General features: G+C 64.1%; 13 protein-coding genes. All 13 read left to right on the top strand.

What is annotated here, in order from left to right:
* Positions 1-12: 12 nt before the first annotated feature.
* The 13 genes from ABID58_RS07510 (at position 13) to ABID58_RS07450 (ending at position 15,764) form a co-directional block, all read left to right on the top strand.
* Positions 13-1,200 carry an ABC transporter substrate-binding protein gene (locus tag ABID58_RS07510; protein ID WP_148749135.1) on the top strand — a complete coding sequence of 396 codons (1,188 nt, stop codon included), beginning with the start codon at positions 13-15 and terminating at the stop codon, positions 1,198-1,200.
* 89 nt (positions 1,201-1,289) lie between these two features.
* Positions 1,290-2,018, top strand: a complete 729-nt coding sequence (locus ABID58_RS07505; RefSeq protein ID WP_148749136.1) for a LamB/YcsF family protein — start codon at positions 1,290-1,292, stop codon at positions 2,016-2,018.
* Between the two features lie 36 nt (positions 2,019-2,054).
* The gene (locus tag ABID58_RS07500; protein ID WP_354032129.1) at positions 2,055-2,297 is read left to right on the top strand and encodes an acetyl-CoA carboxylase; all 243 of its coding nucleotides are present in this window, start codon (positions 2,055-2,057) and stop codon (positions 2,295-2,297) included.
* 16 nt (positions 2,298-2,313) lie between these two features.
* The gene (locus ABID58_RS07495) at positions 2,314-3,714 is read left to right on the top strand and encodes an acetyl-CoA carboxylase biotin carboxylase subunit (RefSeq protein ID WP_354032128.1); all 1,401 of its coding nucleotides are present in this window, start codon (positions 2,314-2,316) and stop codon (positions 3,712-3,714) included.
* Positions 3,715-3,757: 43 nt separating this feature from the next.
* A complete protein-coding gene (locus ABID58_RS07490) occupies positions 3,758-4,633 on the top strand; it encodes a 5-oxoprolinase subunit B family protein (protein WP_354032127.1) in 876 nt (291 codons plus the stop codon).
* Positions 4,623-5,603 (top strand): 5-oxoprolinase subunit C family protein, encoded by a 981-nt coding sequence (locus ABID58_RS07485; protein ID WP_354032126.1) that lies wholly within the window; start codon positions 4,623-4,625, stop codon positions 5,601-5,603. Before ABID58_RS07490 ends, ABID58_RS07485 begins: the two co-directional genes overlap by 11 nt.
* A gap of 211 nt (positions 5,604-5,814) precedes the next feature.
* The gene (locus ABID58_RS07480; protein ID WP_148749141.1) at positions 5,815-6,780 is read left to right on the top strand and encodes a LysR family transcriptional regulator; all 966 of its coding nucleotides are present in this window, start codon (positions 5,815-5,817) and stop codon (positions 6,778-6,780) included.
* 129 nt (positions 6,781-6,909) lie between these two features.
* Positions 6,910-7,890, top strand: a complete 981-nt coding sequence (locus ABID58_RS07475) for an AraC-like ligand-binding domain-containing protein (protein WP_354032125.1) — start codon at positions 6,910-6,912, stop codon at positions 7,888-7,890.
* 144 nt (positions 7,891-8,034) lie between these two features.
* Entirely contained in the window at positions 8,035-10,059 is a 2,025-nt protein-coding gene (locus tag ABID58_RS07470; RefSeq protein WP_354032192.1) for a hydantoinase/oxoprolinase family protein, read from the top strand.
* A 3-nt stretch (positions 10,060-10,062) separates the two neighbouring features.
* Positions 10,063-12,024, top strand: a complete 1,962-nt coding sequence (locus ABID58_RS07465; RefSeq protein ID WP_354032124.1) for a hydantoinase B/oxoprolinase family protein — start codon at positions 10,063-10,065, stop codon at positions 12,022-12,024.
* A 26-nt stretch (positions 12,025-12,050) separates the two neighbouring features.
* Positions 12,051-12,905 carry an FAD binding domain-containing protein gene (locus ABID58_RS07460; protein WP_354032123.1) on the top strand — a complete coding sequence of 285 codons (855 nt, stop codon included), beginning with the start codon at positions 12,051-12,053 and terminating at the stop codon, positions 12,903-12,905.
* 16 nt (positions 12,906-12,921) lie between these two features.
* Positions 12,922-13,380, top strand: a complete 459-nt coding sequence (locus ABID58_RS07455; RefSeq protein ID WP_354032122.1) for a (2Fe-2S)-binding protein — start codon at positions 12,922-12,924, stop codon at positions 13,378-13,380.
* Between the two features lie 14 nt (positions 13,381-13,394).
* Complete coding sequence (locus tag ABID58_RS07450) at positions 13,395-15,764, top strand: xanthine dehydrogenase family protein molybdopterin-binding subunit (protein WP_354032121.1); 2,370 nt, start codon at positions 13,395-13,397, stop codon at positions 15,762-15,764.
* Positions 15,765-15,793 lie beyond the last annotated feature (29 nt).

The following is a 15,793-nucleotide window of genomic DNA, read 5'->3' as shown; positions in this document are numbered from 1 at the left end:
GGAGGAATGGTTATGCGTCTTGCGAGAATACTGGGTGTCCTGACTGGGGTGTCCGCACTCTGGTTCGCACCGGCCAAGGCGGCCGACGAGATCGTCATCGGATTTGCGACCGCAGCGTCAGGCTTCATGCAGGCCTATGACAAGCCGGCACAAGATGCGGCAATGATCCGCATCGACGAGATCAACAAGGCGGGCGGCTTGCTCGGCAAGAAGATCAAGGCCGTCTTTGCCGATACCAAGACCGACCAGGCCGAGGGCGCCAAGGCCGGCCTTGCCGTGCTCGACCAGGGCGCAGATCTCGTGGTCGTCTCCTGCGACTACGATTTCGGCGCGCCGGCGGCACTCCAGGCGCAGGCGGCCGGCAAGGTCTCGTTCTTCCTCTGCGCCGAGTCGATCAAGGCCGGCATCCCCGGCGTCGGTCCCTACTCGTTCTCCGGCTCCGTTCTGGCGGCCGTGCAGGGCGCGACCATGGCGGAATGGGCCTACAACAAGAAGAATGCCCGCAGCTTCTACCGGCTGCTCGACAGCTGGACCGTCTACAACAAGGGCATCTGCGACGGCTTCGACTGGATGATGCCGAAGCTGAAGGACGCGACGCTGGCCGGAAGCGACACCTTCAAGAATGATGATGCTTCGATTGCGTCCCAGATCACGCGCATCAAGAGCCTGCCGAAGGAGCCCGACGCCATCATGGTCTGCACGATGATGCCGGGCGCGGTGTCGGCCATCAAGCAGATCCGGGCCGCCGGCATCAAGTCGATGATCCTCAACGGTTCGAGCATGGACGGCAGCTACTGGCTGAACGCCATTCCGGATCTGTCGAACTTCTACGTTCCGGTGCAGGGCTCGATCTACGGCGACGATCCCAATCCGAAGGTCAACGAGTTCAACAAGAAGTACAAGGACGTGACGGGCGGCGATCCGTCCAGCCAGTACGTCTATCCCGGCTATGTCCTGATCGACGTCTGGGCCAAGGCGGTCGAGCACGCCAAGACCACCGACGCTCCGGCTGTCGTCGCTGAACTGGAAAAGATGAACAACGAGGCCACGCTGTTCGGGCCGCGCACCTTCAACAAGGACATCCACCATCAAAACCAGGGCCGTTACCTGATCATCGACACCGAGGCCGGCAAGCCGAAGATGGTCGATCAGTGGACCATCTCGGAGAAGATCCCGGTCGACTATCTGGTGTCGAAGTAAGCCGGCGATGTGCCGCCCGCGGTGCCTGTCGCACCTGCGGGCGGCCGTCCCCTTGGATCGAACGCAAGCCGTTGAGAGGAAACAGGAGAATGGTCGTGATTAATTGCGACATGGGCGAGGCCTATGGCCTCTACAAAATGGGCGACGACAAGGCGCTGATGCCCCACATCGATGTCGCCAACGTGGCTTGCGGCTTCCATGCATCCGACTTCAATCACATGCGGCAAACGGTGCAACTCGCCAAGCAGTTCGGCGTCAAGGTCGGCGCCCATCCGTCACTGCCGGACTTGCAGGGTTTTGGGCGGCGGGAGATGAAGATCGACCGCGAGGAGTTGACGAACTGCCTGCTTTATCAGATCGGCGCGCTCAAGGCATTCCTGGATGCCGAGGGCCTGCCGCTCAATCACATCAAGCCGCACGGCGCCCTCTATGGCATGGCCGCGCGCAGCGAGAACATCGCAGAGGCCGTCGCGGATGCCGCCGATGTCTATAAGGTGCCGCTGCTCGGCATGAAGGGTACGCTGCATCAGATGGTCTACGAGCGGCGCGGCCATACCTTCGTCGCCGAATACTATGCCGACCTCGACTACAATGCCGACGGCAGCCTCATCATCACGCGCGAGCACGAGGCCAAGGATCCGGCCGACGCGGCCTCGCGGTGCACGCGAGCCGTGAATGAAGGCAAGACCCGATCGGTGGCCGGAAACGACGTCCTGGTCGGAGCCGATTCGATCTGCATCCACTCCGACACGCCCAATGCCGTCGCGATCGCGCACGCGGTTCGCGAAGCCGTCCGCCCCTATCTCACCGCGCGGTGAGAACGACCCGAAGAAGCGAACGACCAGGAGGACCCCATGGCAACTCAACAGATATTCTCGCCGCTGCCGGGCATATTCTATCGCAAGCCCGCGCCCGACAAGCCGGACTACAAGTCCGACGGAGACACGATCACGGAGAACGACACGATCGGGCTCATCGAGGTGATGAAATCATTCAACGAGGTGAAGGCCGGCGCGGCGGGCAAGATCTTGCGTTTCCTAGCCGAGAACGAGGAGGCCATTATGGCGGGCCAGCCGATTGCCGAGATTGACGTTTGAGACGGTTCGCGCGTTCATGACGATCCAGAAGCTCCTCATCGCCAATCGCGGCGAGATCGCCGTCCGCATCATTCGTGCGGCGCGCGAGCTCGGTATTGCGACCGTCCAGGTCTACAGCAAGGCCGACAAGGACTCGCTTGCCGTCCGGCTGGCCGACCAGTCGATCGAGATCGGTCCGCCGCAGGCTTCAAAATCATACCTCAACCAGGCAACGATCCTCGCCGCCGCCGGGACGACCGGCGCCGACGCCATCCATCCCGGCTACGGCTTCCTGGCCGAGAACGCCGAGTTCGCGGCCGCGGTCGAAGCAGCGGGGCTGATCTTCGTCGGCCCGACCGCGCAATCGATCAGGCTGATGGGCGACAAGGTCGCGGCCCGGGAGGCTGCGCAAGCCGCCGGCGTGCCGACCGTCCCCGGCAGCGCCGGACGCCTGGAATCTGCCGACGCAGCCTTCGCATTGGTCGAGAAGACCGGCTTTCCCGTGATGATCAAGGCCGCGGCCGGCGGTGGCGGACGCGGCATCCGCATCGCGCGTTCCGCCGAGGAATTCCATCATTTGATGCCTCAGGCACAGGCGGAAGCACTCGCCGCCTTCGGCGATGGCGGGCTCTATGTCGAGAAGCTGATCGAAGGCGCGCGGCACATCGAGGTACAAATCCTCGGTGACGGGCGCGACGTCATCCATTGTTTCGAGCGCGAGTGCTCGCTGCAACGACGCCGCCAGAAGGTCTGGGAAGAAGCGCCCTCGCCGTCGCTGACGCCGGCGGTTCGCGACAGACTGTGTTCGTCGGCGGTCGCGCTCGCCAAGGCGGTGGACTATCGCGGCGCCGGAACGCTCGAATATCTCTATGACGACCGCAGTCACGAATTCTACTTTCTGGAGATGAACACGCGGATCCAGGTCGAGCATCCCGTCACGGAGATGGTCACCGGCATCGACCTCGTCTGCGAGATGATCCGGATCGCCGGCGGCGAGCCGCTCCGCATTCGCCAGGACCAGGTTCGCGTCCGCGGTCATTCGATCGAAGTCCGCATCAATGCCGAGGATCCCGCGAAGGGCTTTCTCCCGAGCCCCGGTACAATCAGCGCGCTCAGCGTGCCCAGTGGTGAAGGCGTGCGCTTCGACAGCATGCTTTATCAGGGCTACACGGTGCCGCCGTTCTACGACAGCCTGCTCGGCAAGCTGATCGTGCACGACGAGGACAGACCGCGTGCGATCCGGCGGCTCGAGCGCGCTCTTGCCGAGCTCAGCGTCGAGGGCCTGGCGACGACAAAGCCCCTGCATCAGGCGCTCGCGCGAGATCCCGACGTTCAGGCCGCGCGCTTTCATACCGCCTGGCTCGAGCCATGGCTGGAAAACCATGCGTCGTCGCTCGGCACCGCGGCGCCGTCACCGACCGCCAAGGTCGCGCAATGACCGCGAGAGAACCCGCCCCGTCAGCAACAGGAGGCCGCTAGTCATGCAAACCCGATTTTCCTACGGCGGCGATGAGCACATCTTCGCCGAGGTCGCTGAGTCCATGTCACTGGAGGCTTTCTTCAAGGGCCTGTTCGTCACCAATGCGGTGCGCGACGCCAGGATCAAGGGCGTGACCGAGATCTGCCCGGCCAATGCGTCCTATCAGGTCAAGTTCGATCCGGATCAGATCAAGCCCGACGACCTGCTTGCCGAGCTGAAACAGCTGGATTCCGCATCTGAAACATCCGCACCGGTCATCAAGACGCGGATCATCGAAATCCCCGTGCTCTACAATGATCCCTGGACGCACGACACCCTGATGCGCTTCCGCGAGCGCCACCAGGATCCGAACGGTACCGATCTCGAATATGCTGCGCGCATCAACGGGCTCGACGGGGTCGACGCCTTCATCAAGGCGCATTCCAGCGCGCCATGGTTCGTCTCGATGGTCGGCTTCGTCGCAGGCCTGCCGTTCCTCTACCAGATGGTGGAGCGCCAGCGGCAGATCCAGGCGCCGAAATATCTGCGCCCACGCACGGATACGCCAAAACTCACCGTCGGGCACGGCGGATGCTTCAGCTGCATCTATTCGGTACGCGGCGCCGGCGGCTACCAGATGTTCGGCATCACGCCGATGCCGATCTACGATCCCAACCAGAAGATCAGCTATTTGCGCGACTTCATGTGCCTGTTCAGGCCGGGCGACATCGTGAAATGGAAGCCGATCGATCGACCCGCCTATGACGCTGCCGTGGCCGATGTCGATGCCGGCCGCTTCGCGCCGATCATCCGCGACGTCTCATTCTCGCTGACCGAGTTCAACAACGACATCGACGCCTATAACCGCAAGCTCGAGGGGGTTCTCCATGGCAATTAAAGTCTTGAAGCCCGGCCTTGCCACCACCGTGCAGGACCTGGGGCGTCCCGGCTACTATCACATCGGCATCCCGCTCTCCGGCGGCATGGACCGTCACGCGCTTGCCGCGGCAAACCTGCTCGTGGGCAACGAGGAAGGCGCTGCGGTCCTCGAGGCCGTATTCATGGGGCCGGAGCTAGAATTCACCGATGACGCCCTGGTCGCAATCACCGGAGCCGAGCTGCCGCCGAAGCTCGATGGCGAGCCGCGCGAGACCTGGACGAGCTTCAAGGTGAAGCGCGGCCAAAAGCTGTCCTTCGATTTCCTCAAGCAGGGCGCCCGCGGCTATATTGCAATCGCTGGCGGCATCGACGTGCCGCTTGTCCTGGGCTCCCGCTCCACCTATGCGCTCGGCGCACTCGGCGGCTTCAAGGGCCGGAAGCTCGAGGCCGGTGACGAACTTCCCATCGGCAAGGCCAGCGCACTTGTCAAGGATGGCCGCACAGTTACGAAGGAGCTGCGCGGCCTGCCGGCGGGGGTGCCGACAGAACTGCGCGTGATGCCCGGACTTTACTGGCATCGCATCACCGAGACGGCCGGCGTTGGGTTCTTCGGCGACACCTGGAAGGTCGCGCCGGAAGCTGACCGGATCGGCTACCGCTTCAAGGGCGGCAAGCCGCTCGAATTCGTGCCGCGCGAGCCGCCCTTCGGAGCCGGTTCTGATCCCTCCAACATCACCGATGCCTGCTACCCCTACGGATCAATCCAGGTTCCCGGCGGCACTGAGCCGATCGTGCTGCATCGTGACGCGGTCTCGGGCGGCGGCTATTTCATGGTCGGCACGGTCATCGCAGCGGACATGGATTTGATCGGCCAGCTCCAGCCCAACACTCCGGTGAAGTTCGTCAAGGTCGGGATGGATGAGGCCCTTGCGGCGCGCAAGAGCCGGGCCGGCTTGCTGGGCAAGCTTCGCAGTGCTCTATTGGCGTAGGCGCTGAAGGGCCGTACGGTATCTGCGCCCCCGGTCGACCAAGCTCCGATACGGCGCTTGGTCGCTCTGACCGTCCGCTATTCCACTATTGTGTTGCTCAAGTTGCCCGCGCGCAGACTAGGCACGGGAGTTGCATTGAAGTCCTTTGCGCCCAAAAGCAGCGCTCAACCGCTCGTGAGTTAGGTAAAATCAAAATATCGGATCGACCGTGATGTCCGTTTCTCTGAAACAAATCCGCTATTTCGTCGCCGCCGCCGAGACGGGGCGTATCAGCCAAGCAGCCATCGACCTGAATGTCTCGCAATCCGCGGTCACCGCCGCGATCCAGCAACTCGAAGCCATCGTCTGTGCCCGCCTGCTGGAGCGCACCCCGACCGGCGTGACCGTCACCATGGAGGGCAACCGGTTCCTGTCGCAAGGACGCCAGATCCTTGCTTCAGTCGCCGAAGCCGTCCACGGGACGCATATGTCCGCCGGTCCGCTGTTCGGAACGGTGCGCATTGGCGTCACCTATACCGTTTCCGGTTATTTTCTGCCGCGGCATCAGATGCGTTTCCAGGCAAGCTTTCCCGGGATCACGGTCGAGCTGTTCGAGATGCCGCGCGATGTGCTCGAACGCGCCGTCGTCGACGGTGCGCTCGACCTTGCGGTCATGCTGGTCTCGAACCTGCACAACAACGCCATGCTTGCGAGCGAGACGTTGTTGCGGTCGCCACGCCGGTTGTGGCTTTCTCCCGATCATCCACTGACACGCGCCGAGCGCGTCCATCTCGCTGAGATCGCGACCTACCCTTACGTCATGCTCACCGTCGACGAAGCCAAGCACACGTCGATGCGCTACTGGAATGCCTTGTCGCTCGAACCGCGAACGATCTTCCGCACCTCCTCCGTCGAAGCCGTCCGATCCATGGTTGCGGGCGGAATGGGCATTACCATCCTGTCCGATCTCGTCTACCGGCCCTGGTCGCTCGAGGGCCAGCGGATCGAGACCCGCGTCATCGAGAACGAAGTGCCCAGCATGGACGTCGGACTGGCCTGGCGCCGCGACACCGAATTTTCCGATGCTGCGAAAGCGTATCGCGATTTCATGCGCTTTGCCGTGGCGGGCGTTGGTCCGGCACGTCCTCCCGTCGGCACCGACCACCGACAACGATCGGACGAGGCCATCGAAATCTGAGATATCGGCACCCGCTTATTTCGATTTGACGCCGTCATGTCGTCCTAGCCAAGCTTGGGCCGATCACGGCGGTCGGCGCGATGAAAGAGCGCAAGGCCCGAACGGGCGATGGCAGGGACGGAGTGCGGCATGCAGGCCACATATGCGACCAGCGATGTTCCCTCGCAAAGTCGGCGGCATTACTGGCAGGACGTTGTCTCCAAGACATACTTCCCGCTCGATCTCGTCTTTCCCGGCGGTCGCGACTTCGACGCGAGCCTGGGCGCCTGGTGCATGGGCCCTCTCTCGGTCTCCCGCAACGTCTCGAATGGCCTGCTCTACAGGCGCCGCGAACGGCACCTCGTGAACGAGCGGGAAGAATGTTTCCTCATCACGGTCCCGGAGCTCGCCGAAATCCGCTTCGAGCAGGACGGCAAGGATGTCCGGTGCCGGCCCGGCGCATTCGTGATCGAGCGAAGCCATCTGCCCTATGAATTCAGCCACGATGATCCGGCGGCGCTCTGGGTACTGAAGATTCCAAGCGCCGTCTTGCGCGCAAGGATATCCCGTCCCGAACGCCTCGCAACCCTGCAATTCGACGCCAACCGCAGCGTGGGTGCACTGTTCGTCGACACGCTGCGGCTTGCCGGCGACCGCATCGCGGACATGGACGAGGCGGCCCGGGCCGTGATGGGCAAGCATCTCATCGATCTCCTGGCGATGGTGATCGAGTCCGATGACCGCGTGCTGGTGGGCCATTCCTCGTCCGTTCGCAACGGCCACCTCCATCGCTGCGAGCAGTTCATTCGCACGCGTCTCGACGACATGCGACTCACGCCGCAAATGATCGCGGACGGCTGTGGCATCTCGCTCAGATATCTCCATCAGGTTTTTGAGGGAGAAGGCATCACCGTTTGCGCCTATATCCGGAACCAACGCCTGTCGATGTCCGACGCCATGCTGCGCGATCCCGGCTGCCGCAAGAGCATTTCGGAAATCGCCTACCTGTGGGGGTTCGGCGACCAGGCGCAGTTCAGCCGGAATTACCGCAGCCGGTACGGCTGCACCCCGAGCGAGGCTCGCGCGGCGGCGCGCACCGCCCCTTGCCTGAAAGCTCATTCGCGCGCCTGACCGACCTTTAGGCATCCGGCAGCCGGCGCCGGTGCGGCGGTCGTTGGTGCTCTCTCGCACAAATCTTCCTGCGCTCAGCGTCAAGAATTGCCGCCCCTGATCTGCCTATGATCGTCGATCGCAATTCGATGAGGAAGTCGCATGGTGCAGAACCTTCGCGTGGCCGTCGACGTCGGCGGCACCTTTACCGATATCTGCATCATGGACGAGGCAACCGGCCTGATCCGCATCGAGAAGACGGCGTCGACCCCCGACCCCATCGACGGGATCATGGGCGGTGTGTCCAAGGCCGGTGTCGATCTCGCCGAAGTGGCGCTCTTCTCCCACGGCACCACCGTTGCAACCAACGCGCTGATCACGCGCCGCCTGCCCCGCACCGCCGTGGTCACGACCAAGGGTTTTCGCGACGTCATCGAAATCCGCCGCGCCAACAAGGAAGACCTCTGGGATACCTACAAGGACGTCGTCAAGCCATACGTCCCGCGGCGCGACCGCCTGACAGTGCCGGAACGCGTCGACGCCGGCGGCATCGTGATCGAGCCGCTCGATGTCGAGGCAGCACGCAACGTCGCGCGTATTCTCAAGCGCCGCGGCGTTGCCGCGGTCGCGGTCTGCTTCATGAACGCCTATCTCAACGGAGCGAACGAGCGCGCCATGCGCGATATTCTCGTCGAGGAGATGCCCGACATCCCCGTCTCGATCTCCTCGCAGGTGCTCCCCGAAATCTTCGAGCACGAGCGGTTCTCGACCACGGTCGCCAATGCCGTCGTGAGTCCGGTCGTGGTCAGCTACACGAGCCGGCTCGGCGAGCGTCTCGCCGATGAGGGTTATACCCGCGATCTCCTGCTGCTGCATACCGGCGGCGGTGTCATGACGCCCGCCAGCGTCAAGGATTTTGCCGCGCGCCTTGCCGGTTCCGGAATTGCTGCCGGCGCCATCGCCAGCCGCTACATCGCCGGCCTCTGTGGCTTTCCCAACTCCATTGGCCTCGACATGGGAGGCACATCGACCGACGTCTCACTCGCCTATGAGGGGCAGTCGCGCATCACCAAGGACTGGCACATCGAGTTCGGTTATCCGATCCGCTTTGCGTCCATCGAGGTCCTCACCATCGGAGCCGGCGGTGGATCGCTGGCCTGGACCGACTCGGCCGGCTCCCTGCGCAACGGCCCGCAATCGGCTGGCGCCTTTCCGGGCCCCGCCTGCTACAGCAACGGCAATACCCAGCCGACCAATACCGACGCCAACGTCACGCTCGGCCGGCTCGGCACAAATCTCGCCGGCGGCAAGGTGAAACTCGACCCCGCGCTGGCACGCCAGGCGGTCGAGGATGGCGTCGCAAAGCCCTTTGGCCTCGGCCTGCACGAGGCAGCCGACGCGATCGTCAAGGTCGCCAACGCCAACATGTCGGATGCTGTACGGCTGATCTCGATCAGCCGCGGCTACGACCCGCGCGACTTTGCCCTGGTTGCCTTCGGCGGCGCCGGCGCGCTGCATGGGGTCGATGTCGCCCGCGAGCTTGCGATCCCGGTCGTGATCGTGCCGCCCAACCCCGGCGTGACCTCGGCGCTCGGCTGTCTCCTGGTCGACATGCAGCACGATTTTTCGCAGAGCTGCATGACCGGCGCCGATGAGGCCGACGCCGCCGACATCGAAGCACAGTTCGCCGCTCTGGAGAAGGACGCGCTCGCCCGGCTCACCCACGAAGGCATTGCGTCACAGGATATCGTGCTCCAGCGATCGATCGACATGATGTACCGCGGCCAGTGGCGGTCGCTCGCGGTCCATGCACCGCGCCCCATCGGTGCGATCGCGGACCTCGTCCAAAGCTTTCATACCGAGCACAAGCGTGAGTACAATTTCCGCCGTGACAGCGCCCCGGTCAGCTTCTTCCGTCTCAATCTCAAGGCGGTGGGCGTCGTCCCCAAGGCGGAGTTCGCGATCCATGAACCGACCGGCGTGATCCCTGAGCCGGTTGGCCGCCGCAGGGTGTGGTTCGACGGCAACGGGTTGGACACGCCCGTCTACGAGCGCGACGACCTGCCCTGCGGCTTCTCCTTTCAAGGACCCGCGATCGTCGAGCAGGTCGACGCGACGACCGTCGTACCGCCAGGCGCCAGCGCCGAGGTCGACAAATATCTCAACATCATCATCCGCGTGAAGGAGTGAACCATGGCCGGAGATCTCCCGCTCGACCCCGTGACCTTCGAGGTCCTCAAGAACTCCTTCATTACCAGCGTCGACCAGATGGGCGAGCAGGTGCTACGGACCTGCTACTCCTTCGTCATCTACAACCGCGATTTTTCCAGCGCCCTGCACGACGCCAAGGGCGAATGCGCCGCACAGGGCAATCAGGACATCGCCGTCCATGTCGGTACGCTGCATTTCACCTGCAAGGACGTCATGCGCTTCTTCGACGGGGATATGCATGAAGGTGACGTCTTCGCCATCAACGACCCCTACGCCGGCGGCACGCATTTCCCGGATGTTCGCCTGATCCGGCCGATCTTCGCCGACGGCAAGATCATCGCCTTCAGCCAGTCAAACGGCCATTGGTCGGATGTCGGCGGCAGCGTGCCGGGGTCGTTCGACGTCTCCGCGCGCGAAATGTTCCGCGAGGGGCTGCGCATCACGCCGGTACGCCTGTTCGACAAGGGCCGCTTCTGCAAGGACGTCGCGCATCTGATCGCCTCGAACACCCGCGACCCGGTCTCGATCATCGGCGACATCCAGGCGCAGTCCCAGGCCACCCAGGTCTGCGAGCGCGAGATCCTGCGTCTCGTCAACAAATATGGTCGCGACACGGTCGAGACCGGTCTTGCTGCCGTGCAGGACTATGTCGAACGTTCGGTGCGCCAGCGCATTGCGGCCCTGCCCGATGGCGAATGGGAGACGGTCGACTTCATCGACCGCGACCCCGCCGGCGGCGAAGGCATGATCCCGATCCGTATCAAGCTGACGATCAAGGGCGACCGCGCCATCTACGACTTCACCGGCAGCCATCCAACCATCGGTTCGATCTACAACTCGGCCTTCGGTACGACCTTCTCGGCCGTTGCGGCCGGCATGAAGACTTTCTTCCCCGATCTCCCGCTCAACTCCGGATTCTACCGCTGCTTTGAAATCATCGCGCCGGAAGGCTCGATCGTCGATGCCAAATGGCCGATCGCGGTCACCGGCTTCCTGATGCCGTTCGAGAAGATCATGAATTCGATCTACGAAATGTGGTCGAAGCTGATGCCGGAGCGCGCGCTCGCCTGCGCCTTCAATCTCGAGTATCTGCTCACCGGTGGTCTCGACGCCCGCAGCCCGGACAAGCCCATCTTCATGTTCTACGACTGGCTGCCCGGCGGCTGGGGCGGGCGCAACGGCAAGGACGGCAGCAATGTCACGACGGCATGCTTCGGCACCGGCCTGATGTCGCAGCCCGTCGAGGGCCAGGAGCGCGCCAATCCGATCCTGACCACCGAATGCGAAATCCTCAAGGACTCGCCCGGTCCGGGCAAATGGCGCGGCGGCGCCGGGGTCGTGAAAACCTCCCGCATGCTCCAGGCCGAGAAGACCGTGATCTCCTATATCTGCGACCGCGAGCGCGCGGTGGTGTGGGGCATCGAGGGCGGCTTGCCGTCCATGCCGCACGGGCTGACATTGACCCGCGCCGGTGGCCAAGCCGAAGAGCGGCTCGGCTCGATCTTCTCGGATGTCCCGATCGGCGAAGGCGATATCTTCTCGCGCCCGACAGCCGGTGGCGGCGGGTTCGGCGATCCGCTCGAACGCGACCCGGCCCTCGTGATCGAGGACATCAAGGACGACTATGTCTCGGTCGAGCGGGCTGCGAAGGATTATGGCGTTGTCGTGCATACCGTTGACGCCGAGCTTTGCGAATATGAGGTCGACAAAGCCGCGACCGCGGCGCTTCGCACCAAAACCAAGGCCGAGCGTGTCGCCAATGTGCGGCTCGATCCTGAGATCGTGGCGAAAAATTATCGCAACGGCGCGATCGGCGTGCTCGACGTGATCCGCCAGCACGCCGTGATCCTCGACTGGGGCACCGGTGCTCTGCTTCCAAAATCCACAAGTCAGTTTCGCGAGGTGTTCGAGCGGCGCTCAGTGGCGAAGTGGAGCACGGGCTGACCGATCGAACCGAGAGCGCGGACGACATGGATACGCCTGCTTCGAGGTCCGTCTACGTTGCGCCATCGCTGACGTCCGCGCTCGATGCGCTCGACGAAGGCGGCGCCGCAGCCGCGCCCTTCGCCGGCGGCACCTGGATCATGCGCGCCCCAATCCGGCACGAGCTGCTCAAGCCCCGTTACGTCGCAATCGGGAGCATTCCGGAGCTCCATGGCATTAAAATCGATGCCGATGCGGTTGAAATCGGCGCGGCGGTCACGCACGCCACGCTGGCCGCAGCGCTGGCGGAGCTTTCGGAGTTTAATGTGCTCACGGCGGCGGCCGGCCGCTCCGCCAATCCTGCTATCCGCGGGATGGCGACCATTGGCGGCAACCTCGCAACGACAGCATTTGCCGCGGCCGATTGCGTGCCCGCGCTGCTCTGCCTCGATGCCGAAGTCGAGATCGCGAGCCGAGGCGGCCGGGAGCGGATCGATCTGGAGCAATTTCTGACAATGAGATCGACACTTGCGCCCGGGTGGCTGGTCCAACGCATCATCGTGCCGCGGCGGGAGCGCAAGACCGCTCACGCTCGCCTGCCGCTGCGACAGGCCGGCGACTATCCGACCGCCATCGTCAGTCTCGCCGTGAGCCTTGACGATGTCGGGCGTGTTCAGACGGCACGTGTCGCCGTCGGTTCAGTCGAGCCGGTTGCGCGCCGATGGGAGCGCCTTGAGGACGCTCTTGTCGGACATCCGCTGAACGCGGCGAAGGCTGCGCATGCAGCGGCCGGATTGGCCGATGAATTTACGGGTCGCGACAGTACCGACGCGCCTGCCTGGTACCGGGTGCGTGTTCTACCCGGCCTCGTCCGCCGTGCAGCCGCCGCGCTTGGCTCTTGAACCGTCGGGGATGAACATGGGCCTTAGCCTGACCGTCAACGGCGATCACCTCACCTCCACTGCCGATCCCATCACGCCACTCGTCGACGTCCTACGCGAGGAATTTCATCTGACGGGCGCAAAGCCGGTGTGTCGCGAGGGCTTCTGCGGCGCCTGCATGGTGTTGATCGACGGCAATCCCACCCCGTCGTGCCTGATGCCGGCCGCGCTCGCCAAGGGTTGCGATATCCGTACCGTCGAGGGCCTTGCCGTCAATGGCGGATTGAACCCGATCCAGGCCGCGCTCGAGGCCTGCGACGCGGTCCAATGCGGCATGTGCTTTCCCGGCATGGTGGTGAGCCTGACGCATCTCCTCACAACCCGCCCCGGGGCAACGCGCGACGATATTCGTGCTGCTCTCACGGGCAACATCTGCCGTTGCACCGGATACGAACGCATCATCGAGGCCGCGCTGCTGGCGCTTGCGACGACATGACGGGAGACGCAAAAGTGTCCGATGCCTCCGCAACCATGAACTTTGCGCGTCGCGACGCGGCGGACAAGCTGCGCGGCCGCACGCGCTACACCATCGATCGCTACCTTCCCGGCATGCTGCACGCGGCTATCTTGCGTGCCGGCGTGCCATCAGGCAGGATCGCCCGTCTCGACATCACCAAAGCTGCCCGCATGCCCGGTGTGCGCGCCGTCGTGACGGCTGCCGATGCGCCCGGCATGATCGGGATCGGCATCGCCGACCACCCGCTCTTTGCCCGCGACGTGATCCGCTACGACGGCGAGCCGATCGCCGCGATCGCGGCGGACACGCTGATGCAGGCTCATGCCGCGCTTGCTGCAATTGACGTCGAGATCGAACCACTGCCCGTGGTTCTCACCATGGCGGATGCGCTTGCGCCGGACGCTCCGCTCGTGCATCCCGACTGGCGCAACTACGAGGTGCTGCTCGAGGGCGGTGTCCGCGGAGGCAACATCGCCTGGGAGGCGACCGTCGTTCGCGGTGACGTCGATGCCGCATTTGCCCGGAGCGACGTCGAGATCATCGATAGCTCCTTCAGGGTCGGTCGCCAGAACCACGTCGCCTTCGAGCCGCGCGCAGTGGTCGCAAGTTATGAAGACGGGCGCTTTCACATCGAGACATCCACCCAGGTGCCCTGGACCATCCGCAACGCAACCGCACGCCTGCTGGGCGTGCCGGCCTCGCGGGTCCGCGTCACGGTACCGCCGGTCGGCGGCGGCTTCGGCCTCAAATTCGATCTCGCGATCGAGCCTTTTGCGGCCCTTCTCGCTCGCGCGAGCGGACGGCCGGTCCGGCTTGTCAATTCGCGCGAGGAGGAGATGCTCACCTGTCTCTTTCGCGAAAACGCCGAGATTCGCATACGCTCGGCGGTGACGCGCGATGGCGAGATCGTCGGACGGGAAGCCGTCGTGCTCATGGATTGCGGCGCATATGGTGGCGAACAGATTTTCCTGACGACGATGACCGCTCACACGCTTGGCGGAAATTACTCCCTTGGCGCAGTGCGGCTCGTCTCGCGCGCGGTCTATACCAACACCGCTCCGAACGGCGCTTTCCGTGCCTGCAACGGCGTCTACAACACTTTCGCGCTCGAGCGGCATACCGACGAAATCGCGGCCCGGATCGGCATGGATGCCCTTGCCTTCCGCCGCAGCAACGTGCTCGGCGACGGCGATCTCGGCGCCACCGGCCAGGTGTTCGAGGGTGACGTGCTCGGCCCGATGCTTGACCGGATGGATACGATGCGCGATGCCGCCGCAACGCCGCCCGGGCGTGATGACGGCCGGCTTTATGGACGCGCGACCGTCGTCGGCACATGGTTCGTCTTTGTCGGCCCGTCGGCCGCGACCGTGAACATGAATGCCGATGGGACGGCGACGCTGGTGACGTCGGGGGTCGAGATCGGGTCGGGTTCGATGATGCAAGCTCTGCCTCAGATCGTGGCCGGCACGCTCGGCCTCAGCCCTCACGATGTGATCGTCCGCGCAGCCGACACGGATGCCGCCGGCTACGATGTCGGAGTCGGAGGCGGCCGAACCACTGTCTCGCTCGGTGCAGCCAGCTTGTCGGCGGCGCACGAGGTGCGCACGAAGCTGCTGAAGGTCGCCTCGGAGATGATCGAGGCCGCGGCCGAGGATCTGGTCATGCGCTCGGGGCGAATTGAAATTGCCGGAGCGCCGGGCTCCGGCCGCCTGATCTCCGAGGTTGCAGCCCGCGCCCAGGCGCAGATCGGCCCGATCTCCGGCACCGGCGCCTTCACAGGAGCCGGTATGCCTGCGATGCCCGGCTGCGTCGCCGGCCATTTCATCGACGCGATCGACATCCCCGTCTTCGCCGTCCATGATTGTGAGGTTGCCGTCGACACTGAGACAGGACACGTCGAGGTATTGAGCTATCGCGTCGTGCAGGACGTCGGCCGCGCGCTGAACCCGCGCGCAATCCATGGCCAGATCCAGGGCGGCGTTGTGCAGGGATTGGGCTATGCCCTGCATGAGGAAGTGACGATCGGCAGCAATGGCCGCGTCCGTCAAAATGGCTTCGAGACCTACCGCGTGCCGCTGGCCCTCGATGTCGTGCCGGTCGAGATCAACCTGTACGAAGGTGCGCCGTCGATCGGTCCGCTCGGGACGAAGGGCGCCGGCGAAGTCCCGATCCTGAATGTCGCAGCCGCCGTCGCTTGTGCCGTCGCCAACGCAATCGGAAAACCGATCCTGGAGCTGCCACTAACTCCGCCGCGGGTGCTCGAACTCCTCCTCGACCAAAGGCCAACTCTCTCCCTGCCCCACATCGCCGAAGCCTGGACAAACAATCTGCTGCGCCCGCACAAATCAGACGGGTGGAATTGAACGACCAAAGGCGGCAAGATTCCGCTTGG

It is taken from the genome of Bradyrhizobium sp. S3.2.6 (assembly GCF_040546885.1).
In the GTDB taxonomy this organism is placed as follows: domain Bacteria; phylum Pseudomonadota; class Alphaproteobacteria; order Rhizobiales; family Xanthobacteraceae; genus Bradyrhizobium; species Bradyrhizobium cytisi.
Note: the sequence above shows the minus strand (reverse complement) of the source record. Positions and strands in the feature narration are given on the sequence as shown.